The organism is Salinimonas profundi, from assembly GCF_014750655.1.
Taxonomy (GTDB): domain Bacteria; phylum Pseudomonadota; class Gammaproteobacteria; order Enterobacterales; family Alteromonadaceae; genus Alteromonas; species Alteromonas profundi_A.
Genome location: NZ_JABBXD010000018.1, coordinates 1 through 21,701, shown reverse-complemented (window position 1 = coordinate 21,701; position 21,701 = coordinate 1). Strand labels below are relative to the sequence as shown.

Annotated in this window: 22 protein-coding genes; 10 read left to right on the top strand and 12 right to left on the bottom strand. The window is 42.2% G+C overall.

Annotated elements, in window-relative coordinates; all coding sequences use genetic code 11:
* Positions 1 to 52: 52 nt before the first annotated feature.
* The gene (locus HHX48_RS18165; protein ID WP_139758271.1) at positions 53 to 811 is read right to left on the bottom strand and encodes an SDR family oxidoreductase; all 759 of its coding nucleotides are present in this window, start codon (positions 809 to 811) and stop codon (positions 53 to 55) included.
* Between the two features lie 155 nt (positions 812 to 966).
* Here HHX48_RS18165 and HHX48_RS18160 point away from each other — a divergent pair, with 155 nt between their 5' ends.
* On the top strand, positions 967 to 1,860 hold the full coding sequence (locus HHX48_RS18160; RefSeq protein ID WP_191026704.1) for a LysR family transcriptional regulator: 894 nt from the start codon (positions 967 to 969) through the stop codon (positions 1,858 to 1,860).
* Positions 1,861 to 2,443: 583 nt separating this feature from the next.
* On the top strand, positions 2,444 to 2,677 hold the full coding sequence (locus tag HHX48_RS18155) for a hypothetical protein (protein ID WP_139758143.1): 234 nt from the start codon (positions 2,444 to 2,446) through the stop codon (positions 2,675 to 2,677).
* Between the two features lie 5 nt (positions 2,678 to 2,682).
* Here the strand turns inward: HHX48_RS18155 and HHX48_RS18150 are convergent, their stop codons facing one another.
* Both HHX48_RS18150 and HHX48_RS18145 read right to left on the bottom strand, forming a co-directional pair.
* Complete coding sequence (locus tag HHX48_RS18150) at positions 2,683 to 3,732, bottom strand: Fic family protein (RefSeq protein WP_191026703.1); 1,050 nt, start codon at positions 3,730 to 3,732, stop codon at positions 2,683 to 2,685.
* 157 nt (positions 3,733 to 3,889) lie between these two features.
* Positions 3,890 to 5,986: a hypothetical protein gene (locus HHX48_RS18145; protein WP_191026702.1), complete on the bottom strand. Its 2,097-nt coding sequence runs from the start codon at positions 5,984 to 5,986 to the stop codon at positions 3,890 to 3,892.
* A gap of 521 nt (positions 5,987 to 6,507) precedes the next feature.
* Here HHX48_RS18145 and HHX48_RS18140 point away from each other — a divergent pair.
* The 3 genes from HHX48_RS18140 to HHX48_RS18130 all read left to right on the top strand — a co-directional run bounded on the left by HHX48_RS18140 (position 6,508) and on the right by HHX48_RS18130 (position 8,763).
* Positions 6,508 to 7,359, top strand: coding sequence for a hypothetical protein (locus HHX48_RS18140; RefSeq protein WP_191026701.1), 852 nt, complete (start codon positions 6,508 to 6,510; stop codon positions 7,357 to 7,359).
* Entirely contained in the window at positions 7,352 to 8,080 is a 729-nt protein-coding gene (locus tag HHX48_RS18135; RefSeq protein WP_168190728.1) for an RES domain-containing protein, read from the top strand. The genes HHX48_RS18140 and HHX48_RS18135 overlap by 8 nt, the downstream gene beginning before the upstream one ends.
* Before the next feature lie 191 nt (positions 8,081 to 8,271).
* Positions 8,272 to 8,763 carry a hypothetical protein gene (locus tag HHX48_RS18130; protein ID WP_191026700.1) on the top strand — a complete coding sequence of 164 codons (492 nt, stop codon included), beginning with the start codon at positions 8,272 to 8,274 and terminating at the stop codon, positions 8,761 to 8,763.
* A 122-nt stretch (positions 8,764 to 8,885) separates the two neighbouring features.
* On the opposite strand, the gene HHX48_RS18125 is transcribed toward HHX48_RS18130, so the two are convergent.
* Positions 8,886 to 9,857: a tyrosine-type recombinase/integrase gene (locus HHX48_RS18125; protein WP_139758137.1), complete on the bottom strand. Its 972-nt coding sequence runs from the start codon at positions 9,855 to 9,857 to the stop codon at positions 8,886 to 8,888.
* Positions 9,858 to 10,018: 161 nt separating this feature from the next.
* Here HHX48_RS18125 and HHX48_RS18120 point away from each other — a divergent pair, with 161 nt between their 5' ends.
* Positions 10,019 to 10,627, top strand: a complete 609-nt coding sequence (locus HHX48_RS18120) for a hypothetical protein (protein ID WP_139758136.1) — start codon at positions 10,019 to 10,021, stop codon at positions 10,625 to 10,627.
* A gap of 107 nt (positions 10,628 to 10,734) precedes the next feature.
* Here HHX48_RS18120 and HHX48_RS18115 read toward each other — a convergent pair whose 3' ends face one another.
* Together HHX48_RS18115 and HHX48_RS18110 are read right to left on the bottom strand one after the other, a co-directional pair.
* Positions 10,735 to 11,199, bottom strand: coding sequence for a hypothetical protein (locus HHX48_RS18115; protein WP_139758135.1), 465 nt, complete (start codon positions 11,197 to 11,199; stop codon positions 10,735 to 10,737).
* Between the two features lie 1,095 nt (positions 11,200 to 12,294).
* Positions 12,295 to 13,245, bottom strand: a complete 951-nt coding sequence (locus HHX48_RS18110; protein ID WP_139758134.1) for a GlxA family transcriptional regulator — start codon at positions 13,243 to 13,245, stop codon at positions 12,295 to 12,297.
* Positions 13,246 to 13,349: 104 nt separating this feature from the next.
* Between HHX48_RS18110 and HHX48_RS18105 the strand changes: the two genes are divergently transcribed.
* The gene (locus HHX48_RS18105) at positions 13,350 to 14,135 is read left to right on the top strand and encodes an alpha/beta fold hydrolase (protein WP_139758133.1); all 786 of its coding nucleotides are present in this window, start codon (positions 13,350 to 13,352) and stop codon (positions 14,133 to 14,135) included.
* Between the two features lie 116 nt (positions 14,136 to 14,251).
* Here the strand turns inward: HHX48_RS18105 and HHX48_RS18100 are convergent, their stop codons facing one another.
* Both HHX48_RS18100 and HHX48_RS18095 read right to left on the bottom strand, forming a co-directional pair.
* On the bottom strand, positions 14,252 to 14,941 hold the full coding sequence (locus HHX48_RS18100) for an SOS response-associated peptidase family protein (RefSeq protein ID WP_191026699.1): 690 nt from the start codon (positions 14,939 to 14,941) through the stop codon (positions 14,252 to 14,254).
* Between the two features lie 117 nt (positions 14,942 to 15,058).
* Positions 15,059 to 15,352 carry a hypothetical protein gene (locus HHX48_RS18095; RefSeq protein ID WP_191026698.1) on the bottom strand — a complete coding sequence of 98 codons (294 nt, stop codon included), beginning with the start codon at positions 15,350 to 15,352 and terminating at the stop codon, positions 15,059 to 15,061.
* Positions 15,353 to 15,645: 293 nt separating this feature from the next.
* Between HHX48_RS18095 and HHX48_RS18090 the strand changes: the two genes are divergently transcribed.
* Positions 15,646 to 16,620, top strand: coding sequence for a hypothetical protein (locus HHX48_RS18090; RefSeq protein ID WP_139758131.1), 975 nt, complete (start codon positions 15,646 to 15,648; stop codon positions 16,618 to 16,620).
* A 118-nt stretch (positions 16,621 to 16,738) separates the two neighbouring features.
* On the opposite strand, the gene HHX48_RS18085 is transcribed toward HHX48_RS18090, so the two are convergent.
* The 4 genes from HHX48_RS18085 to HHX48_RS18070 form a co-directional block, all read right to left on the bottom strand.
* Positions 16,739 to 17,146: a hypothetical protein gene (locus HHX48_RS18085; protein ID WP_139758130.1), complete on the bottom strand. Its 408-nt coding sequence runs from the start codon at positions 17,144 to 17,146 to the stop codon at positions 16,739 to 16,741.
* 626 nt (positions 17,147 to 17,772) lie between these two features.
* On the bottom strand, positions 17,773 to 19,098 hold the full coding sequence (locus tag HHX48_RS18080) for a hypothetical protein (RefSeq protein ID WP_139758129.1): 1,326 nt from the start codon (positions 19,096 to 19,098) through the stop codon (positions 17,773 to 17,775).
* A gap of 109 nt (positions 19,099 to 19,207) precedes the next feature.
* Complete coding sequence (locus HHX48_RS18075) at positions 19,208 to 19,525, bottom strand: hypothetical protein (protein WP_223858547.1); 318 nt, start codon at positions 19,523 to 19,525, stop codon at positions 19,208 to 19,210.
* Between the two features lie 13 nt (positions 19,526 to 19,538).
* On the bottom strand, positions 19,539 to 19,871 hold the full coding sequence (locus tag HHX48_RS18070; RefSeq protein ID WP_139758270.1) for a hypothetical protein: 333 nt from the start codon (positions 19,869 to 19,871) through the stop codon (positions 19,539 to 19,541).
* 275 nt (positions 19,872 to 20,146) lie between these two features.
* On the opposite strand from HHX48_RS18070, the gene HHX48_RS18065 reads away from it, so the two are divergent.
* Both HHX48_RS18065 and HHX48_RS18060 read left to right on the top strand, forming a co-directional pair.
* The gene (locus HHX48_RS18065; RefSeq protein ID WP_139758127.1) at positions 20,147 to 20,536 is read left to right on the top strand and encodes an antitoxin Xre-like helix-turn-helix domain-containing protein; all 390 of its coding nucleotides are present in this window, start codon (positions 20,147 to 20,149) and stop codon (positions 20,534 to 20,536) included.
* The gene (locus tag HHX48_RS18060) at positions 20,530 to 21,225 is read left to right on the top strand and encodes an RES family NAD+ phosphorylase (protein ID WP_139758126.1); all 696 of its coding nucleotides are present in this window, start codon (positions 20,530 to 20,532) and stop codon (positions 21,223 to 21,225) included. The genes HHX48_RS18065 and HHX48_RS18060 overlap by 7 nt, the downstream gene beginning before the upstream one ends.
* The last annotated feature ends 476 nt before the right edge of the window (positions 21,226 to 21,701 follow it).

The following is a 21,701-nucleotide window of genomic DNA, read 5'->3' as shown; positions in this document are numbered from 1 at the left end:
TTCAGCGGGTGGTTAAATCACCCGCTGGTTAATAGGTCTTTTATTAAACTAATTAAAACTCTTGAACAGTTGGGCGCAGAACAATCTCGTTGATATCCACATCCGCAGGCTGCTCAATTGCGTATGCGATAGCACGAGCAACAGATTCAGATGGAATTTCATTTTGCTGATAAAAATCTTTTACAAAGGCTGCACCCTGAGTATCTGAACTTCCATGTTTTAATTCAGATTCGACTGCACCTGGTGAAATGATTGTTGAACGAATTTTACCCCCAACTTCATGGCGTAAGCCTTCGGCAATAGCGCGAACAGCGAATTTGGTTCCGCTATAAACCGTGCCGCCGGGACTGAATACTTTGACACCCGCTACGGATGAAATATTGATAAAGTGGCCTGTTCCCTGAGCCTGAAAAATCGGAAGCGCTGCGGCTACTCCATACAGCAGACCTTTAACGTTGATGTCAATCATGCGATCCCATTCGTCAACTCGAGTCTCAGCTAACGGTGCAATCGCCATTAACCCTGCATTATTGATAACCACATCAACTTTACCGAAGCGCTCTTTTGCAAGATTTAAAAGGGCCTTAACTTCGTCCTGGCAAGTCACATCTGTCGCTTGAACCGCAACTTTTCCGCCTGCTGAGTGAATGTCAGCAGCAATAGCTTCAAGCTTCTCCATACGTCGGGCACCTAAAACAACAGATGCGCCAAGGCTGGCTAAATGTCTTGCCGTGGTCTCGCCTAAACCGCTGCTACCACCAGTGATAACAACGACCTTACCGCTGATGTTATTTGCTAAAACACTGCTCATAGTTAATATCCTCAAATAAGTTGAATGACGTTGTCTAAATAACAAGCAAAGTATCTCTTACCTTCAAAAACCAATAAATGGAAATGTTTTAATTTCATAATTCCATATTTTGGAATAATATTTATGTATTCATTTCAAACCTGAATGTGACTGTGATGCTTAACAGATTGGAAATGCTCCGGATATTTTGTACTGCTGCTGAGTCTCGCAGCTTTAAAGAAGCGGCTAACCGTCTGGGAATTTCTCCTCAGGCAGTGACACGAGCAGTGAAAGAGTTAGAGCGATTGCAAGGGGAGCTTTTATTTCATCGAAATACTCGACACATACAAGTGACCCTAGTTGGAGAAAAATTTGCTTTGATAGCAAAAGAACGCCTGCACGCTGTAGATGAATTGTTTCAAACAAGCGCCCGTGACTCGGGTAATGAATTACAAGGGCGGGTTCGTATCGCGGCGCCTGTTGGTTTTGGTCATAAATGCTTGATGCCAGCATTAATGGAACTCTCAACAGTACATCCTCAACTTGATATAGACCTGACACTCAGTGACGAGCGCGTGGATGTGGTTGACGAAAAAATAGATATTGGGATTCGTATCGGCTTCATGAGGGATAGTCGATTTATTGCCCGCCAGCTCGCCAAAATTAATATGTATGTCGTGGCTTCGCCTGACTTAATAAATAGAGTGGGAAGGCCTGCGTCTATTGAAGATCTAAACCACTTGCCGGTTACAGGGTTAGTAGATCGCAATACGGGAAAGCTTTGGCCATGGATTTTTTCCATGGACAGACAGTGGATGCCATCCATAACACGTTTTCGAAGTGCCGACGCCGAAGCTGAATTAATGGCTATACAAAATGGACTGGGGTTTGCTCAAATTCCTGACTTTTTGGCCCAAGACTTATTACGCCAAGAGAAACTTGTGAGAGTGTTAGAAGAGGTCGAGCCGGTGCCTTGGGATTTATATATTTATCGCCCTCAACGTGGTCCAGTACCACAACGTATTCGATTGGTTTTTGATCACTTGGTGTCAAGATTGAGTGTCCGCTAATGGCACGAACCAGAAGCTCAAAATCACAAAGTTAAATGGCCGCTCTTTGTCTAAAGCGGACTGCCTCGGCTGTGCGAACCAACTTCCGCAAATCGCGTTTTTCGAACCATTGGATTAAGTATTTTACTAACTAACTAACCTCTCTCAAGCCTGACTATTTTCTTGCGTATAAAGCTAACGCCTACGCTGTTTCGCGCTAAGGGAGTACATTAGGCTAAGCACCACGCCTAATCCAGCCCCCATAATTAACCCACCAGCCAAATCCACAGATAGTCCAAATATTTCATCTTCCTTTCGTATAGTTGTTACCCAAAAGAAAAGCATAAAGGAGATACTTGCAATGAGAGGAATAAGGGCGATTTTCGTGTTCTTGAACATACGAGCTCCATGCACATGTCATTTTACAAATTTCTTATATAATTATAGGTAAGTCTATGCCTACTTCCTGCTCCCTGTCTTCCAGTTTGAGTTAGGTAGCGATTAGCAACCGATTAACTGCTAGCCAGTCAGCTCTCATTCAGCCATTAAGACCAGTAGTGCGGGGAACCATTTTATTTAGAATACATTGAATAAGGAGATATACATGCATTCACCAAAAGAGAAAATGCCCGAGGTAGGACGAAAATTATGGCTTAGAATACGCGCGCCCGCCATTTCTTCTGAGGGTTATTTCGACGGAAAGCAATTCTGGCTGGTTCAGAGTTGGTTTGACTACGAAGTCTTGCCTTGTGACGTGGAGAAGTGGAAATATATGGGAGCAGAAAATGAAGCAGCCACATATGACTTGCAGAGCCAGAAAAGACAAAGGTTGAAGTAGTGGCCTCAAACTGCTTGGTGGCCACCGACTTCTGCAATCGCTCTCTCAGCAGTAAAGCTTGCCGGGTCAAAGAGTAAATCATCAATTTTCGCCCATAACTCAAAGACTTTTTCACAACTAAATACAATCATCTGTGCCGGCTGCTTAAGCTTCAAACACTTTAAAATGCCTAAATCACAAAACGATGTCAGTAGCTCATTTGCATCGCTTACTCTCAGCTTGAGGTGCTTACATATCATCTCAAGAGTCACCAGGGGATAATCAAAAAGTAGTTTGAGCAACGCTATTGCATTCACGGGTTGGCAATACAGGGCGAGTTGGCTTGATAATGCAAGCCAGACACTGTTTATCCTTTCGCTTATCACTTGGCTAATACCATTTTGCCAAGCAAAAGCTCTTTCCCAATAAGAAATAACATCGTTCCAGCTTCCTCCGATAAGGGCTCTGGGGGTTGCGAATAGCTCTTCACGAGACTGTTCAAAATGATTTAATCTATAAAGTGTGGGACTTAAAAAGGAAGAAAACTCGCGTTTTGATGACAAAAAGCTTGTTAAAAGTAAGCGTGATAACCGACCGTTACCGTCTGCAAATGGGTGGCTGGCGATAAAATAACTAAAGGCCAGCAGTGCGTTAGCAGGCTTTGTTATGTCTTCATGTTTTACAAAAGCCTCCCATTCACTAATCAATTTATTTAGCTCAGCGGGAGGGGGAGGGACTACCGTTGCATTCTCAATTTTATCTGCCCCAACCCAGTTCTGATGCTCTCTGATCCGCCCCCGGCTATTTTCCTCCGGAGTGATTAGCGTATGCATATCGCAAAGTAGCTCTACCGACATTTCTTTTTGAGCACAAAGCTTCAGCGCAAGCTCAAAGCGCTCTATCTGTGTGGCAATAGTATGGGCATAGGTATCACCGTTCTGTATGCCTGCCTGCGCGATACTGAGCCGTTTTCGGCTTACCTCCCTTCCTTGCTTTAAGGCACTGCCTCCCGATATGTAGCGTGAGGTGAGCCTGGCTATATTAATGTGAGGAATAGCAAAGTTGAGCGCCGGCAAACCGGTCGCAGCGCTTTCAAACGAATGTACCTGAGCGTCAATGGATAAAGGGTTTGAAATAATCAGTGGCTTTCTATTATCAGATTTCATAATTATGCTTTGGACTTTGAACGTATTAGTAGAGGTGCCATAGTGGCACCTCTTTCACAGGTTGGGCTTAAAGAGAATAAATATAATTAGTCGGGTAGATGCCCCACATAACATTATTCGACTCGTAACGGCCACCGGTTGTGAATCCGCCTTGGCCATAGACCCTTGCATCTGAAGAGAAGCAATAATTACCCGATTGTTGATAAATATTATTTGTTACTCTATCGACGTTCCAGGCTTTATCTACTTCAACCACCAAACCATCAATCGGGGTAGTCTGGTAACTCGTTGAGATGACATCGTTTCGGCTGTAATCAGGGACTGCTGCGGCGTTTGTAAAACAAGCGTCAATGCGCTTTGATTCATAGCAGGGTCCAATGGCGCAGGCGCTCTTTTGAATATCCAGACGCTTTTCTACTCTGACAGACGCCTTGAAAGAAATCCGTTCCGGTCTGTCCATACATTGCGTGCCATTCACCGTGTCGATACAGCTAGAGTCAAGCGGTTGATAACACTGAGCCCAGTTACCCTGATTCAAACAGTAGTCAATATTCTGGGAGACCATATTTTTGACGGCTTCACACATGTTTTGCTCTGTTTCACCGTTATCAACAACAGCGCTACCAAAGGCCTGTTGGAACTTAAGAACAACATCCTGACCCACTTCTGATTCATCATACATCCAGCACCGATCCTGAAGCTGCGCATCCAGGGTGCTCCAGTACGATAAATTTCGCTGGTAGGTGGTGTAATTAGCGAATACATCGAAATGATCCTGCCCGAGCATGGAGCTGGGTAATGGATAATTCACTTCCGTTGTTTCGATGTTTTTCATAGACTCATCAGAACTATTAGCAAAGTTTTCCAGTGCCGTCATGAAATCTTCGACGTTGTTCAACACCAGAAGGTTTGCAGCTTCATCAGCGCCGGCTTGGGTACCGAGAATTTCAAAGCTATACCCTTTGAATTGCTGCTCTATCTCACTACGCTCAGTGGAATCATAATTGCCGTCCGCACCATAACTTTCCAGTGAGGCTTTCAATTCAAATGTTTTTGATTTTATCTCAGAGTTGGACTCCGACTCTTTTTTCACCCGGATGGTAAAATACATACTGCGACCGGTAGTCACTGTATCAACGTATTTATCACCACACGCGCGACGGAATGATTTCTTATAGCCATTTTCAAGAAAGCTTTCTTTGTCGCTTTGCATCTGCAGGACCGAAGCCTGTTTTGCTTTGTACTTATTTTGTTTGTCAGTAAAAGCGGCCACAATGACAGAGGATTCAGTTACTTTTTCAGTTTTACTGAACACTTCTTGATTGTAAGAGCCTCCAACACTGAAGCCACTAAAGGCGAGATTAAGCCCTACTTCACGCTTTATATTAAGAGAACGCGCCAGACTTTCGTATGTTTCTACCTGCGTAAAGGAGTAGTTTTGTTCGTTGATGAACTCAACACTATCAATGACATCTTCACCCGATGAGACCCAGCATCCAGAGCTAAGATACTCACCTTTCAAAGCTTCAAAACCATGGCCTAATAAGGCCGTGGCAGTAGCAGGTTGAGACGTTTTCGATAATCCGGTTGAAGATTTCACCTGGATATTCACATCATTCATTGGCTTGGTATAAAGCCCGTCCTGATCGAATGAGGGATTTATGACTAAATAGCTCGAATATTCATAATCACTACATCCTTCGCTGCTACAGGCTTTAACTGCGAAACGAGACGTTGTGCTGCCCGCATTGAAGGTAGTTGAGCGGCCTGTGCCATAATAGATCTGACTGAGGCTGCCGCCCTGGGGCTGCTCATAGACTTGGTAGCGAAAATTAGAGCCGGTACCTTGAGTTGTACTAGGCCAGTTTAAGCTTACCTGACCACTGCCTTGCTCGTATTTCACAAATATTTCTGAAACAGAGCGAGGCGCAACCGGCAAAGGCTCACCTATGGTTGTATCACAGGAGGTATCACCAATTTGGCATGCAGCCATCGCTGAGGTCCACCCCCAACCATCTTTGCTTTGGTCAGTAACTGTTTCAAAATCACTCGTGTCTTCAAAATACTCAGTGTCTTCGACCTGTTGAGGCGCTGCATATCCTGAGTAACTGAATCCCAAACCTAACGCCCCAAGCAAGAGCGATATTTTGTTTAATCTAGACATATCTTTACCTTTATCAGTAAAAGTTGTGGGCAGTTTTTTGTTTATTTCATATCCGCCCAGTGTGTTTCCCTCGAACGGCTTGTTGACTGCAGATCTCAATTAAGCTGCCAAGCCAAGGTAACTGTCTGCCTTTTGAACAGAAAAGAACTGAAAAAAATGTGAAATTTATCCTATTTCACAAAAATTGTATGAATTCACGATTAGCCATATGCACGCTATGCCCGATGCACCATAGGATTAAAGCAAGTTAGCTTTGAGAGGGTTGCTACTGCTAAGGAGGTTAGATAAGAAGGGCCTATCCTAGATATATCGGCATTTGAAGTCACACTACACAGAATTAGCGCCTATTTTGATTAGAAATCAATAAACCTAAACACCATATCAGATAGGACTTACCTTAATTTAATTAGTCACTTTAAAAGCAATATGGTACAAATGTATTAATATTAAAAGTGATACTATCATTCAGTTCAGTGTGTTTATCATCTGCATGAGACACTAGCGTGACTCAGGGGGTTAAAATGACCAGTAAAGATACAATGTCCTCTTCAAAGGCTTCACGCGCTACTAAAAAGCATGTGTATGCCTCGAAAAGAAGCGATGCAACTTTTGTAACTCTTAGCCCCAAGCCTCTAAAAAATGAGACAGTAGAAAAAGTTAATGCTCGCGGTGGATGGCGAATTCGTCCGTCGGTGCGCGGTAAAAGGCACCTGAAAGAAGTCCCGTTAAAAATTCGTGGTGAAACTGTTCAGGTTGAAGTCCACGCTGCCGAGGCTCAGATGAGTCGTATTTTAGAATTAACAGAGCTTTTTGCACAAAGTGGAGAGCTCGATCACTTTCTCAGTATGGCAGAGGAGCACGCCGAACATAGTTTGATGGAGTTTAAACGCTCAGTTAAAGCGAGGAACTATTCACCTGCACAGTATGAATTGGTACAAGCTCTCAATACAATAGAAAAGAAGGTTACCGACTTTCCTTTAGTCACTCCAAAGCAAGCAACGCAACTATTAGGTATGTTCGCTTCAAGCAACCCTTCTAGAGACATTGGTAAGCTAGTTAAAGAAAATAAACTGCTAGGATTTAGTTTTGGCGAAGCTAAAGTACTTCAATTACCTGCTTTTCAGATTGATGATAAGAAGCTAAAAGTATGGCCACCTGTACATCGGCTCTGTGAGCTTCTCTCCGGCCTTAATGATTGGGCAGTGTATGACTGGTTAACGTCAGATAATGATGATTTAGGCACTACTCCTGCAGATGCACTGAAGCGTTCTGAATTGTATGATGACCTCTTGGACGTAGCTGGTCTTTTTCTGAATGAAAACAAACACGCTCATCTTAGCTTTTCTGTGAAGGAAGATAGTAAAGGTGAGTAATTTTCCAACTCATACCATCCGAAAGGGACAGCAGCTATATCGTGTACTCACCGCCGAATACGACCAAAACGGTAATCGGTTTTATGACGCTTTGGAGCCGAACCCATACACCTATGTCACGTTCGATGAAAAAAGTGATGTTAAAGCTCGCTTTGAAGATAATACTTTAGTTTCTGGACGCTTTGCTCCATTTCGTTCTAGCAAAGCAGAACCTGAAGCGGTGCCAGCTTTATATTTTGCTGAATCTGCAATTGGTGCTTACTACGAGATTATTCTTCGTCCATTAGGTAACAAAGCGAAACGGGCCATCGAACTTGCTGATGTAGAAAACAAAGTTTTGGCTCGGGTGGTTCTAGACAAGAACTTAAAGTTGGCTGATATTCGGCGTCCTTACTTAAAAGGGGGCGAGAAGCCTTTTTGGGAGTATTCCGCCGAAGATTTGTATGAAAGCAGTAATCTAAAGGTAATTAAAGAAACTCGTAGTTTGTCTAAATACGTGCATGATAATTACCCCGAGCTTGATGGATTGATATGGGACTCGGTGCAAGCTCAGGGGCCTGTAACCTGCATGATCCTATTTGGTTTGCGCAGGGCTGGGCGTATAGAAGAGGAAATTGAAGTTCTTTCTGATATAAGTACCTGGCGGCCTTATCTGCTTGAAGGCGTTAGACATGGAGAAATTGTTGTTGCTCCAGATTTAGTGAATATACTAGAGCTATAAGTCTCAGTTCTCCCCCCCCTTAACCGACCTTTTGTAGTTTAATGGAAAGGAATTGTCTTTTATGCTGCTCAAAAATGTTCAGCCAGCTTTGGAATATTTGAGAAAGAGCCCTGTAGTATCAGATCTTCGTCAGCACACTTATTTATCAACATATCCATATCTGCTTAAGTTAGTTAGCGCAAGTTAACAACATGAAGATTGATCACCTTAGTCAACTAACGCTTATGGTGTATGGATGGATGCCCAGAACCTTAAGGATAGATAACACTTACCTGGCCTCTACTTTAAACGCTGTCAAGGCAGCATCGAAGACTTCCTTGAATGACTTTGACAGTGTTCCGATTCAGAACATTGCGAATTGCTTACGTTCGGTGGTGGGAGCGTCAAAACTCCTTCATTTTATCAATCCCAAAGTTTACCCAATCTGGGATAGCAAAATACAAGCGTTCAGAGGCTTTCCGACAAGAAATTCAAATATGCAGCGAATGGACAATTATCTAGCCTACGTCCGTGATGTGCATGCAATAGTTGAAGAAAAAGGATTTAACAATTTCTATACTCAATTTAATGAGGCATATCGTGAACGGTTAGAGCAAAGTCAAATTGAGGTATACAAGGTGGGTCCTCTCCGAGCAATTGAATTATCGGTATTTGAGCTGGCCAGTCGAGCCTGTCAGCGGTGAAAACAGGTCACTTTTCTAAGGCGCGAAGATATAGCTAAATCCATAAGTATGCCTTGTGAAGCATGCCATCATTCATAATAATACCGACTGTGTAACGTGTTTTCGATTCGGCAAACCGGGTGTTACCTAACCTTTGCCATGCCTACAGTACCGGCACGGTATTGCTTAGCATAACGAATCGCCATGGCTTCACTTTTCCAGTTCCCGGATAGTACAATTTCTGCCATAGGAACATCTGCAGATAGTAAGGTCAAAACGCCCCCAGTGCGGGTACTGTGACAGGTAAATTTACCTTCAGTATTAAGCGCAATACCCACAGCCTCATACCGACGCAATAGCGCCTGGTACTTCATGGGCTCAGGCTGGACCGTCTGTTTGGGTGACAATTTGCGAAAGATAAATCCTTCTTCTATACCGGCATCCGCTAACCACTTTTTCAACAGCATAGCCGTTTCATCCGACATGTATCCATAATGACCATCACCAGCCTGATCGGTTTTCGAACGCGGGGCGAAGATGGTTTTGGCCTGCCAATCGATATGCTGAACCTCAATGGCCAGCAGGTTAGAGGCTCGGAATAGCGTATCCAGCGCCAAATTAATCAGCACCGCATCCCGCAACCCCAGTAGCGTATCGACATCAAGAACGTGGTTCGCCAGCCGGGCCTCGTGTAACTGTAGTGGCTTGGCCTGTTTCTGCGCCGACGGTTTGGCTTTTAGGCTACCGTTGATATAGCGAGTGAACAGTTTGGAATGCTTCCACGGATCCGGCAATTCACTGACCCCAAGAAAAAAACGAATAGACGCCAGCTTACGCTTAATAGAATGGTGGCTCAGCGGCGATTGCATCATCCAGTCAAAAAATGCCTGACACGCCACTTTCGTTATTTTCCAGTCACTGGCCAGCGCCGGCAATTGGCGTTCACGGCAAAAAAGCAGGTACTGATTGAAATCGGATTGATACGCTTTTCGGGTATTAGACGCCATGGTGTGCCAGACCGAATCGTGCAGCTCGGTCAGATTATCCACCACCAGCTGGTAGTGTTCATCATCAATCGCAAAATTGTCGTGAGTTAATGTCAGTGCCTGGCTCATAGTCTATTATTACAGATAACTGTTATTATCTGTAATAATAGAGCAGGGCAGACACACCGTCAATAGCGTTACATATAACGCTATTATTTTTATGGCAGAGCAGGGTAGTTATCTGTATCATTGAAAGCGTTATATGTAACGTTTGTGTCGGGTAACTAAATATGAGTGATAACACGCTGTGGCATAACTACATCACCCAAAATTTTCACCGGTATATTTCAACGGTTGAAAATTCGGAATGGAAAGGTGATTCGCCAGTAGAAATTGATATTGAGAAGGTCCGGGGCCAAGAGCCCAAGCAAGCTTATGCCTATTTACGCCAATTCATACATGATACGGCTATCAAGCGCCTGCAAAATCGGTTTCGGGCCCATAAACACCGCGAAACAACCGGCTTAAAGAATATTCAGCTAAAAGAACATTATTTAAGAATGCTGGACAGGTTCAAGGATCAGGTTGGCGCCGCCAGCTATGAAGAAGCTTTAGACTTCTTGCTGTCACCTGACTATCGTGAGTATCAGGCGGAAGTAAACACTGCTAAAAACGTAATAGGGGGTGCAGAATACGACAGCGATGAATTATTTCTTAATGGGCTTATGTCCAGATTAACGAAATATGACCGTCAGCGAGTTGCATTAGCCATTGAAAAAACGTATTTTTCAGCCTGGCGGACTGCTAAGCAAACAAAAAAAAGAACCGGGGACCCAATCGATGAAGCAATAAACAGTTTTACGCTTTATCAAGTGGTTAAAAAATTCACAAATACCTAGCTGATTAAAGGTAAGAAGGAGCTGCTCTCAAAACTATCTACAATTTCATCGAGACTTCGTTATTTTAAAGAGGCCTTCTGCGTTATGAATACTTGTATGAAATTTGTCTACTGAAATTTTAAGATGGCATCTTCAATTTCTTTCCATTTTCCGAATGCATAAATACGCTGATCAACAACCTGGATGATTTTCACGTATCCAACGGGATAATAGCTTATAGAATCACTACTAGCCATGAAACTACCCCTATTGGCTAGAATATAAAGCTCACCCATATCCTTTATTGGAAAAAATGTTTGATATCGCTTACCAGAACTAAGCAGGTTCTGATTACAAATACCTCTCATTTGACTTCTCTTTAGAATCGCAAAGTATTTTTTATGATTTTTAATCAGATCATTCTTATTCCTCACCCAAAAATGTGAATTAACAATCTCTCCTTTAAATGATTTCAAACTATTTGCTGTAATTAGATAACCACATTTATCATCTTTTTTTACATCAATGACTTCTACAACGCCGGTAAAATCAGAGGTATTAACAAGAGTTTTTAAGCTAATATTCAGGCTCATAGCGTTAATGCTTACAGTAAAAAAACAGCATAAAAATACTATAAATCTCATTTTAAAGCTCCAACTTATCCAATACCAATTAATGCCTTAAATTCTACCTCTACATAAAAATGACAAATCTCATGCATAAATATAAATTTTGTAAAAGTCTCTGTAGACCACTCATAGTGACCCCTGCAAATGAAACTATTTAAAGGCATTGTGGCTTACGCGCAAATCGTGATTCTCTATGTGCTATAATTAATCAATACGGCAACCTGCCTGTGGTAAGGCCAGACTTTCCTAGACAATTTCCATATCTCGCTGCAGCAAAACTTTTTTCTAAAGCGAGTTAACTCTACCGGGTTTTAAATACTCATCATGACTACTAATAAATAGCGGGATAGCAAACATGCGAGAAGGGCATTACTGAACTTAGCATTAAACAATGAGACTTTTATTTAAGTAATAGGGAGTCACTATTAAAATTTTAAACTAAAAAATTAAAACAAAAAATCCCCTAAATAGTATATTTAATAAGTCCATAGCCATGGTAGTAGCCAAAACATAAGGATGCAAATTGCAAAAATACTAGCTTTGAACGCCTTGAAATGAACATTAGCTCTCAATAGTAAATACAACATTGCGATAACGGAAAAAAAGGTCCAAACTATTGAAACTCCCAAGGCTAACATAGGCGGGCCAAGTGGCACACCCCTTAGTTCTTCCCTACTTAAATTCGATATATCGAGAACGTATGCTGATAAAAGTAAAGTTAGAACAATATAAAATAGAGTACCACCAAAGCGTTTTAGGAACATAACATTAACCTCTAGATAGGCCAGTACAGGCAGATATAAAATCCATCACGCATGATAAATCCGATTATCATGCGTGATAGTAAACTTTTAGAATCTGAGCGAGTTAGATTGTCAGTTAAGTCACATATAGTGAATATTACGTGTATCCTGGAGCTAATCAATCTAGTTGGATAGCCTGCAGCGAGCGTCTACCAGCTTAGATCCACCACAAATTCGATAGTCTACTTCAGACAAGGAGCGGACGTTCGATGGTTGAATATAGACTGCTGATTAGTGCCAAAAACAGTCATTCAATTCAAGTTGACTGCCGCCAATTAGATGGTGTTGTTCCAGTGTTCTTTTTGAATAAACGAGTAAAAAAGCTATCGTTTTCATAGCCAACCTCTAAGGATATTTCTTTTACTGACTTATCCGTAGTCAGTAAGAGCTTCTTAGCTTTATCTAACCTTATTTCTTGAGTGTATTTATTGATTGATATTCCTGCTGCCAACAAAAATCTGCGTTTCAGGTTTCGCTCACTAAAGTTAAATTTATTTGCCAAGTCAATAATCTTGATATTTTGAGAGGAATTGAGTGTAATCCAATCCTGAACAGCCAATACATTTAAATCATCATGCTCCAGATATTGAGGAAGAATCGGACTAAGCTTGTGTGGCTCGGCCACAAGCAAGTGAGTAGCGCATTTTTGTGAAAATCTATCTCCTTTATCTTTCGCAACAATAGCTAAAAGAACATCTATTCCGGCTTCAAAGGTGCTTGTTGCGTAAATATTGTCATTTCTAATGTAAGGCTTATCTGTAACGAACTCAGCACTAGAAAATAACTTTTTAAGTTGTTTAGTGAAAGCCCAGTGAGTCGCCCATTGTTTGTCATCACATTTTCCTGTTGCTACCAAAAAATAGGCTGCCGTACTTAAACTAATGACAATTGGCGAATGCTTCATTTGAAGGGACAACCAATCAATAATAACTTTCGAAGATGACGGCATGTTACTTAGTTGAATTCCTTCTATAGGAGGAATAATAACAATATCGTACTTAGCACCATCTAAATGCCCTTCTGATACAATCACCGCTCCACTGGACGAGCAGACATGACCGCCATCATTGCTAAGTATTTTCACATCATAACTTAGTGGATGGTTCTGGTGCTGTTCTAATAAAGAAACAATTCTAAAGAAGTCTTTTGCCAAATAAACACTCATTGCCCAGCAAGCTTCGTAAGCTACTATCGCTACTTTTTTCATTTTAATCATGGCCTAATCGGAGGGTGTCAAATTCCTATTTGGATATAGTACCTGAACTATTTGCTTTGTAGAATTTGCTGTAAAAATTATCAACAAGCATATTTATGATTATTAAAGAGCAATACATCCCTACTACTGATGGCGACATATTTGTAAAAATTTGGACTCCAGAGATTGTTCAATCAAAAATCTCAATCGTTTTACTCCATGATTCACTTGGCTCATGCAATCAGTGGAGAGACTTTCCTGAAAAACTAGCTAACACTTTATTCATGCAAGTCATTGCATATGATAGGGCTGGTTTTGGGAATTCTTATACCAGACACACCTTGCCGTCTATTAACTTCATAGAAGAAGAAGCCGATGTATACTTCCCTCAAGTGAAAAAGGCTCTTGAGCTAGGACGGTTTATTATATTAGGACATAGTGTTGGCGGTGGTATGGCTGTCAACATTGCAGCCAATGAAAAAGACTGTTTAGGCGCAGTGACTATCTCTGCCCAAGCTTTTATTGAAGAGCGAACATTGGAAGGTATACAAAACGCTAAACAAGCTTTACAACGACCTGAAATGTTATCAAAGATAGCCAAGTGGCATGGAGAAAAGGCGCAATGGGTAATCAATGCTTGGACTGAAATTTGGCTTAGTGATGAGTTCCGCAACTGGAAGCTATGCCAAGTTAAAAACGTATTTTGCCCTTTACTCGCAATACATGGTGAAAATGACGAATATGGCTCGACAGCATTTCCTAACTACATTGTACAAAATTCATCTGCAAGTGCTCAAGTGGAAATAATCGAAAATTGTGGGCATATGCCTCATGTAACACATACTGAGGTTGTGCTTAAAGCTATAGCAAGCTTTATCAAAAGCGTAATTGACCTAAACTAGAATCCATTTCAATGGATTTAGAGTGAGAGTCCGCTTCACGTACAGAACAGACCGTCAGAACTGATTGAGCCCTACCACAGTTAGTGGCTGACAGTTAAAGTTGTAAGCATTACGTTTTAGTTGTCCGCCGATAGCCTCTCTTTATCACTTAAAGGTTCGCCACCCTTAAAGGTTTTGACTTTAGTGACCGCGAGGTCCTGATGAATTTTTGGATTATCTAGCTCGGACAAAACCAAGGCATCGTTTGCATCGCCATCCAGCCACGCGGATACAAAATCTTTATCGTGAGGCAAAAAGCAGGGTATCGATTTTTGGTGATATTTGCTGAATCGTTCATGCGGTGGCCGGGTGATAACAGCTGTCGAATAGCAGCCATTTTCAAACTCTCGATATACCGCACCAAAGAGTATCGCTTCCTTGGCGTTCATCAGGTAATGCTCATTAGTTGAGCCTACCTTATTTGATTCACCTAAAGCGGTACCCACAACGATCGCTCTATGATGCCGTACAGCGCCTTTCCAAAAAGGACTATCTAGGTTGCGAGCATTAAAAGTCGTTCTGTCTCCTACTCTCAATGTATCGCCATCTGGCTTGCAATCGAACCACCAGGTAGCATCGACTGCTTTATTTGGGTTAACAATCAGATTCTTAATCTGTCGATTAGGGTTTTTGCCAAACGCAGGATAAAAGTTAAGTAAACCGGCATTTTCTTTTTCAAAAGTTGGGATCATATTGTCCAACCCAACTTTACGAAGGATATTGATGACTGCCGGGGAGCCGGCATCTCTTTGAATAAATCCACACATGAATGCTCCCCATTTTGGAAGTGATACTGAAGTGGAAATCACCAAAAGTATATTAGTGATGGTTAGATAAAGAATCTGTATCTTAGGTTATTCAGTTCAATTGTTATTTAAAGCTTCTTACTGTCCTGCTTCATGAATATGCCAAAGGCCATTTCTTCTGAGGAGCCATCCTGATGTGAGAGATAGAAATATGAAACCTATCAGCATAAAATAAACACCCGGGCTCATCTTTTCAATGGATGATACCAGCGTTACTTCAGTATCCTTGTTGTCAGCTAAAGACTTAAATATGAACGACACAGGCAACACGGTGACAAGAAGTAGAAAAGCTTTAAATATGGCCATACCAGCATCAATCTGAGAATGACCAAATGCCTCGCGAGCCTTTGGGCTTAGATTTTTATACTTCATTCCTTTTCCAAATTTAGAACGTGGCAATGAAGATTCCTATCTTACGACAGACTTCTTCAGCGGTGTCTAGGTATCTGCCTGACGTAGTACGAAGGCGATTTTTTCAGTGTAACTGGTCTTTTCCATGATTCATAGTATGCCTAAGACCTCTAAAACGGCACGACACTAATTTGGAGGTTTTCTATTAGAGAGCATCAATTTGTGTCGTGAAAATTTCGGCACATCGTAATTAAAGCCAAAGTGAAAATTACCGTTAACATAACCGATATCAAATTAGCAGTAGGACAAAAGCAATGAAGTCGTTTTACCAATTTGCAGCATTGACTCTTTCAGTGACATTTTTATTACTTGGCGGGTGTAGCTCCACCAGCAATGAAAATAAGGGGCCAACCTTGGTGTCAACAATCAAGACAGTTAAGGTCTATGATACGGATACTTACGACTGGAAGGATAATCGTTCATTCGCCTATAACATTGCTCATATGGCTCAACCCTCTGGAGCTGGAAATGGCCTGAGCGATTCATACAATCCAACAAATGGTGTTCAGTCATCCGGCACAAATACGGGTGCTCTTGCTTTTGCCAGAGGATTTCTTGCTATGGATGCCCTTACCGGCATCAGCCATGTATTTTTGAGTAGTAAAGAAAAAGACATGCTTGACTATGGTCCTTTCGCAGTAAGCTTTGTCGGTGTTAATGACATCGATCTGAATGACGAAGTGGCAACGGCAAATTATTTGTTGAACACTTTAGACACAGAGCTTCGTTCTGCGACACAAAACAGCCAAATGGACGGTAAGTTTCACGGTGTTTACGCGAATGCGATTAAATACTCGAAACGTAATTACGTAGCAGTTCTTGAGGGCAACGTTTGTCAAAATGGCGCTAATTTTCTGGCACCAGAGGAGGTGAAAAATGCTTCATTTAAGAATACAAAACTCAAAAATTACGTTCTTGGTCTAGAGAAAGAACTGAAAGATGCTCCCTACAGCGAAGTGTGTGCAATTTTTTATGAAAGCTCTGTAGCTGGTAAGCTGGGGAATAAGTACATCGTTGTCCATGAAGCGATAAATTCAAATCTCGCACTCTATTACCACAACGGTATTGCACCGACCTCAACGATGGCATTCGTTTTCCCAGAGAACTTCAGCCACATTAACGAAGCCACACGGGCAAAGTATGTTTATCAATTTCCATATTCATTCGTATCTTATAAAGGTAAACAGTATCTTTTTGATGCCAATGAAGATTCAAAAATTACTCTTTGATCTGAAAGGGCGCTTTTATAGCGCCCTTAATTAACCTGCTATCACAGATAGATTGAGTATATTGTCTCAGTCTGAGACACGGCCAGCCTGCTTAGGGCTTCAGACCTTCGATACGACATTAACTGTTGTAATATTCAAACTGCTCATCATCTTTAGCTGGTGAGCTTACTTTATGGTCTTTGAAAATGTACATGAGCGTTTTTTCAATCGGCTGTGCTTTTTCATCAGTTAGCTCTCGTTTGAGCCAAAATTCTTGAGCTTGTTGATCTGCAATAAAATTACCGTCGTTACTCAGTAAAAACGAGTGATATGATACTCCTTGTATTGGACATATGGAGACAATCTCCCATCCCGCACTTCCTAGTTTGCCAATAATTTTATTGAATTTATCCACATGGCTATTACCGAAGCGATTCTTCCCCGTATCAAGCGATATATGCTTAGTCTCACCATACTGTGTCACAGTCACTCTTTTTTGACCCTTCGACCATGACAAAACTAATGATACGTATTCCCATTGTTTCAACTTGCATCCTCCATACGATTCTTATTTTAGGTTCAAACGCCTTTAATGTGACCTGATGCGTCCTCTACGGCATTGCAATAGCAACAAGCAGCCCTCGCACTGCGTTAGTATCAGAATCGATTAGAAAGATCACACAGAGCCGCTTTTAATAACTTGTTATGGTATTGCTGTAGTTAGTCAATTTTCATTAATCTTCCGCACTTAAGGGATTGTGATACCATTTGATTTGCCACCTCAAGAATTACCACGATAGAACACTGAATCGCTCTAAGATTGTTGCCAACAATCTATTCTGCGCTAAAACAAAATGCTTAAATATATACGCCTCTACATGGCCTTTACCTGTCAACCCTATCGTACCCAATATGCCAATGTGTTTAGATATCCCTGTTCAAAAACTCACTCAATGCGTTAGCTTCCTTTTCTGTGAGTTTATCAGTAACAACTAAACCTTTGTCGGTTTGCATTATTTTACTTATAGGAAAATCACTGTCCCTTTTTGAAAATAACCGTGATGACAGCATTTTAATGAATCTTCGCATCTTCTCAGCCTTCTTTAATAAAGCGCTCGGCTTAGGCTGGATGATAGGGCAAAGAGAAAATCTGCCCCTTCGTAGAATGTTTAATTATTGAAATGAAAGTTGCGGAACGCTTGAATAGCGGATGAAGTCATCTGTTGTTACAGTAACGATTTGTTCATCATCGTCACTAACTCGCATTACCGCTACCTGTGTTGAGCGAGGGTTAGGCTTATCCATCAAATCAATCACGAGCAAGTAATTGGCGTCAGTTTTTACCGTAAAGGTACCATCCGGTTGGATATCACTGGCTTTTTCCATTGCATCGTAGAACATGCCAAGCTCATAGATTGGTTTGGCTTTTTCAAGCTCCTCACTAAGTAATTTCAGCGAATCAGCTTCAATTAATTTAGCCGGCATCGCGAGAAGGCGCTTCTTTTCATCTTCTGCATAGCGGATATTATTTTCTGCACGATTGTAGCGCTGTCTTTCACGCCAGCCGAAAGAATTAACCTGTTCCACCAGCTGAGGGTTATCACGGTCTACACGGGCCAGGTCTTTTTTGATTTGAGGACTGGATTTCAATTGGCGAATATATGCCCCGGATGCATTACGTAACTCATCAATGGCGGCTTGCGGCAGCTTAGCTTTCAGCTTCGCCTTTTCATCTGGTGTATATCCGGGCATTTGAAAATATGGGCAGTAATGGCGCCCCTCGTGTTCATATTGCTCGCCGTATACATTCGTTTTGGCTTCATCACGAAAAAGCCAGGTTGACGAGGTCACAAACTCTCGACAGTCTTCAATTGGCTTATCATCAGACTTGTTACCATAACGAGTTTCACGACTGGCTTCTTTGACAAGTTCGTTAGAAACTCGAAACTCCTTTTTATCATACTTAATAAAGTAGGTAGCTGCCTTGGCCCGGCTTTGGCTGAAAGCTTCGTCCAATGCTTGAAGCTGGCTACTTAGCGCTTGCTTCTTTTTATCAAGCTCTGCTTTCGCCTCGTCACTCCTGCCTTTTTGAGTAGCAACAGAATCCAGGTACTGCTGGCTTTTCTGGATAGTCTCATTTATCTCGGCCACAAACTTGCCACCGGTTTCATCAATATCTTTGACGTAGTTCTCAAAGTCCAGCTCTGGCTTGCTTAAGAAGTCACTATCTGAAAACTGCTGTTGCACCAACTCAACACTTGCGTATTTGTCTCGCAATGCAAGCAGCCCCGCTTTTGAATCCGGTAATTGCTCATCTTTGCTGATAGTGGCCTTCCAGTTCTCAAACTTGCTGTTATCTATTTTATAGACGGCACCATTAGCAGAGATTAGCGCAACCTGTTGGCCGTTACCTTCAACCTTTCCGGCAATCGGATCCCCCCCACCACAGGCAGCAAGATTAAGCGAAAGTGCGATAACTACGATGGATTTCTTTAACATTTCAAAGTCCCTTAAAAAACAAAGGTGTCAGGGTACTTTCAATGCGATGCGAGTCTCTAGCATTTATGTTCGATAAATCGGGATCGCTGGCTGATACGCTTAAATGAACTTATCGATGCAGTTGAGCATATTTTCTTTTCAGGCTGTACTCAGCCCATCCGACTATTACAGCGCAGTCAAAAACTTCTTTAACCCATCTGCATAGATACTCAGAAGCCTTAACGGTCAGCGCCTCAAAAGCGATTCTAACTAAGTACTTCCTTGCCCAATCTTCGCTTTCACCTTTAAAAAAGTCCGGGCTATAACCTAAGTCATTTCCCCTGGCATAAAGGGTTATATCATTCTCATGACAATAAACAGCGGCCATCAAAGAAATTAAACTCAATAACGCTGATTTCATATCATTAGAGTCAGAAGAGCCCTTCAAATTTTCACTCCCACTACTTCTCGTTCTGTTCAGGATTGACCACATGCTGAAAGTAGTCTTCGCTAAACTCAGTCATCATCAGTACTGGTTCGCCTTTTTTAATGACAGAGCCGGCTTTCCCGGTCGATGGAATGACTTTGACGGTTTGTCTGCAGACAACTCTGAAGCCAGCCCAATCCCTCCCTGCTCCCATCTCCTTTAGTGTGGGGTCGGCTATCCAGCGAGACTCCCCTACGCTGAGCATTTCATTGTTTACTAAACACTGTAACCGCTGACTGTCATCCCCATTAGCGTGCGCTGGTACCGATATACCGCAAAGAAACGCGGCAGCAATATAGTTTTTCATCATTAATCCTTGAGGACCATAAAAGCAGGTTTATCCTGGCAGCATGGCAGATTCATAGGCTGCGTAATGCCTTTAGAAAGTAGGATTTGGGTAATTATGTGAGGTAAAGGCTACATGATGTGCCCTTATAGGAGCACGACAATAACGTTGATAAATCCGAAAAGTTCGACATTAACCTGATTAAGTCTACAGACAATATTATTTGTATTTTGAATCTACAGATATTATTATGGATTATAGATACCACTTTTTATATTTACTATCTGGAGATACACATGCAAGCCGTGACTGAATTAGCAAGTTCTAATGCTGCCTCGAAGTCATTGCATGTAGCGGTGAACATTTTGACCAAGTGGAAAGCCACTACAGAGCAAATGGCAACAATTCTTGGTGTATCAACAGCCAGTATTAATCGGGCGAAGCGCAAGGGTACCGTTAGTCTTTCACGCGACCAGCTGGACCGGGTGAGTTATATCCTTAATATGCATGCCGCCCTGCGCACGGTCTTTGATAATCCAGAAAACGTGTATGGGTTTGTCAGGAAACGAAACCACAACCCCTTTTTCAACGGTGCCACTCCTTTCGATTTAATGGTGCAGGGCTCTATGGCCACCCTCTATGAGGTCTTCAAGCGTGTCGACGGACTTAGAGGCGCTCAATGGTAACGGTAGCGTCTCTAAGTGATTTAGCGTTTCACCCGGTAACGGGCTACCGATTGGTTAATTCAAAGTTCCCTCCTATCCCACTATTTGATGATGTGGCTGATGCAGAAGAACTGGACGCGGTGTATGAAATCCAGAGGCTGACAAACCCGCGCCTGCAAAATGAGATTGGAAACCTGAACCTTCTGCCCCGCAACCAAATCCCTTTTGGTATTGATGGCCTTCCCTATGCGGTAGCCTCATTTACACACGTAAATCCGAATGGCTCGCGTTTCTCTACTGGTGACTTCGGTGTTATGTACATTGCCGATAATTCAGAAACAGCCCTTGCTGAAGTGGCACACCACCAGCAAACATATTGGGGCAAGGTTGAAGACCTGGCTTACGATAGGTTTGTATTTCGTGAACTTTGTTGCGACTTTATCACTGAAAAATATAAGTGCATCGAAGCGAATGATGAAACTAAGGGTCTATTGGCGCCTGACGATTATTCTCAGTCACAGCAGCTGGGGCGAGAATTGCGACAATCCGGTATTGAGGGGTTACGATACCCTTCAGTAAGATTGGAAGGGGGGCAATGTTTCGGGCTGTTCAGCCCCAAAACTGTCAAGAGAGTCGTTCAAGCTAAGCATTATGAAATGGTTTATCGTGAGGGGGCATTGCAGGTCAACCAATTGCTTCAACCTCGCTAAGCCAGAGCATTACGGTTGGAAGTATAAAAGTCTGCCAAAAGCGAGAAGCTGACACTTTTAGAATCGCCGTGGCAGACTGCTTCAGACAAAAAGCGGACTGTCAACTTCCCACTGAGGGGCGATAACTGTGGGAGGGTAACAAAGTTTCATACTCAGTATTAAAGTATAATACTGAGTAAAAGAGTCTCATACTATCTCAGGTCGGTTAGCTCAATCTATTTCTGACACCATCGTGTAGGCGGTGGTGTCCTCTTAGCTAATAGAGGACTTCGACATTCAAAGATAAGAGTGGTCAGTTTCTTAGAAAAATCAGGCTTTAACTTCTCGTAAAATAGTTCGTAAATTATAGGCTTTCTATTTTATTAACCGTATTAATGCACTGCAAAGTTGGACTCATGTCTGGTAAGGCCTAACTTTCCTAGACACTTTCTATGTCCTTAAAATACTGCCTGTCATATTCTGTTGGTGACGTGCGT

Excerpts from the sequence above, each read along its gene's own strand:
- HHX48_RS18165 (WP_139758271.1), bottom strand. The coding sequence starts at position 811 with ATGAGCAGTGTTTTAGCAAATAACATCAGCGGTAAGGTCGTTGTTATC.
- HHX48_RS18160 (WP_191026704.1), top strand. The coding sequence starts at position 967 with ATGCTTAACAGATTGGAAATGCTCCGGATATTTTGTACTGCTGCTGAG.
- HHX48_RS18155 (WP_139758143.1), top strand. The coding sequence starts at position 2,444 with ATGCATTCACCAAAAGAGAAAATGCCCGAGGTAGGACGAAAATTATGG.
- HHX48_RS18145 (WP_191026702.1), bottom strand. The coding sequence starts at position 5,986 with ATGTCTAGATTAAACAAAATATCGCTCTTGCTTGGGGCGTTAGGTTTG.
- HHX48_RS18140 (WP_191026701.1), top strand. The coding sequence starts at position 6,508 with ATGACCAGTAAAGATACAATGTCCTCTTCAAAGGCTTCACGCGCTACT.
- HHX48_RS18130 (WP_191026700.1), top strand. The coding sequence starts at position 8,272 with ATGAAGATTGATCACCTTAGTCAACTAACGCTTATGGTGTATGGATGG.
- HHX48_RS18125 (WP_139758137.1), bottom strand. The coding sequence starts at position 9,857 with ATGAGCCAGGCACTGACATTAACTCACGACAATTTTGCGATTGATGAT.
- HHX48_RS18120 (WP_139758136.1), top strand. The coding sequence starts at position 10,019 with ATGAGTGATAACACGCTGTGGCATAACTACATCACCCAAAATTTTCAC.
- HHX48_RS18115 (WP_139758135.1), bottom strand. The coding sequence starts at position 11,199 with ATGAGCCTGAATATTAGCTTAAAAACTCTTGTTAATACCTCTGATTTT.
- HHX48_RS18110 (WP_139758134.1), bottom strand. The coding sequence starts at position 13,245 with ATGAAAAAAGTAGCGATAGTAGCTTACGAAGCTTGCTGGGCAATGAGT.
- HHX48_RS18105 (WP_139758133.1), top strand. The coding sequence starts at position 13,350 with ATGATTATTAAAGAGCAATACATCCCTACTACTGATGGCGACATATTT.
- HHX48_RS18100 (WP_191026699.1), bottom strand. The coding sequence starts at position 14,941 with ATGTGTGGATTTATTCAAAGAGATGCCGGCTCCCCGGCAGTCATCAAT.
- HHX48_RS18095 (WP_191026698.1), bottom strand. The coding sequence starts at position 15,352 with ATGAAGTATAAAAATCTAAGCCCAAAGGCTCGCGAGGCATTTGGTCAT.
- HHX48_RS18090 (WP_139758131.1), top strand. The coding sequence starts at position 15,646 with ATGAAGTCGTTTTACCAATTTGCAGCATTGACTCTTTCAGTGACATTT.
- HHX48_RS18080 (WP_139758129.1), bottom strand. The coding sequence starts at position 19,098 with ATGTTAAAGAAATCCATCGTAGTTATCGCACTTTCGCTTAATCTTGCT.
- HHX48_RS18070 (WP_139758270.1), bottom strand. The coding sequence starts at position 19,871 with ATGAAAAACTATATTGCTGCCGCGTTTCTTTGCGGTATATCGGTACCA.
- HHX48_RS18065 (WP_139758127.1), top strand. The coding sequence starts at position 20,147 with ATGCAAGCCGTGACTGAATTAGCAAGTTCTAATGCTGCCTCGAAGTCA.
- HHX48_RS18060 (WP_139758126.1), top strand. The coding sequence starts at position 20,530 with ATGGTAACGGTAGCGTCTCTAAGTGATTTAGCGTTTCACCCGGTAACG.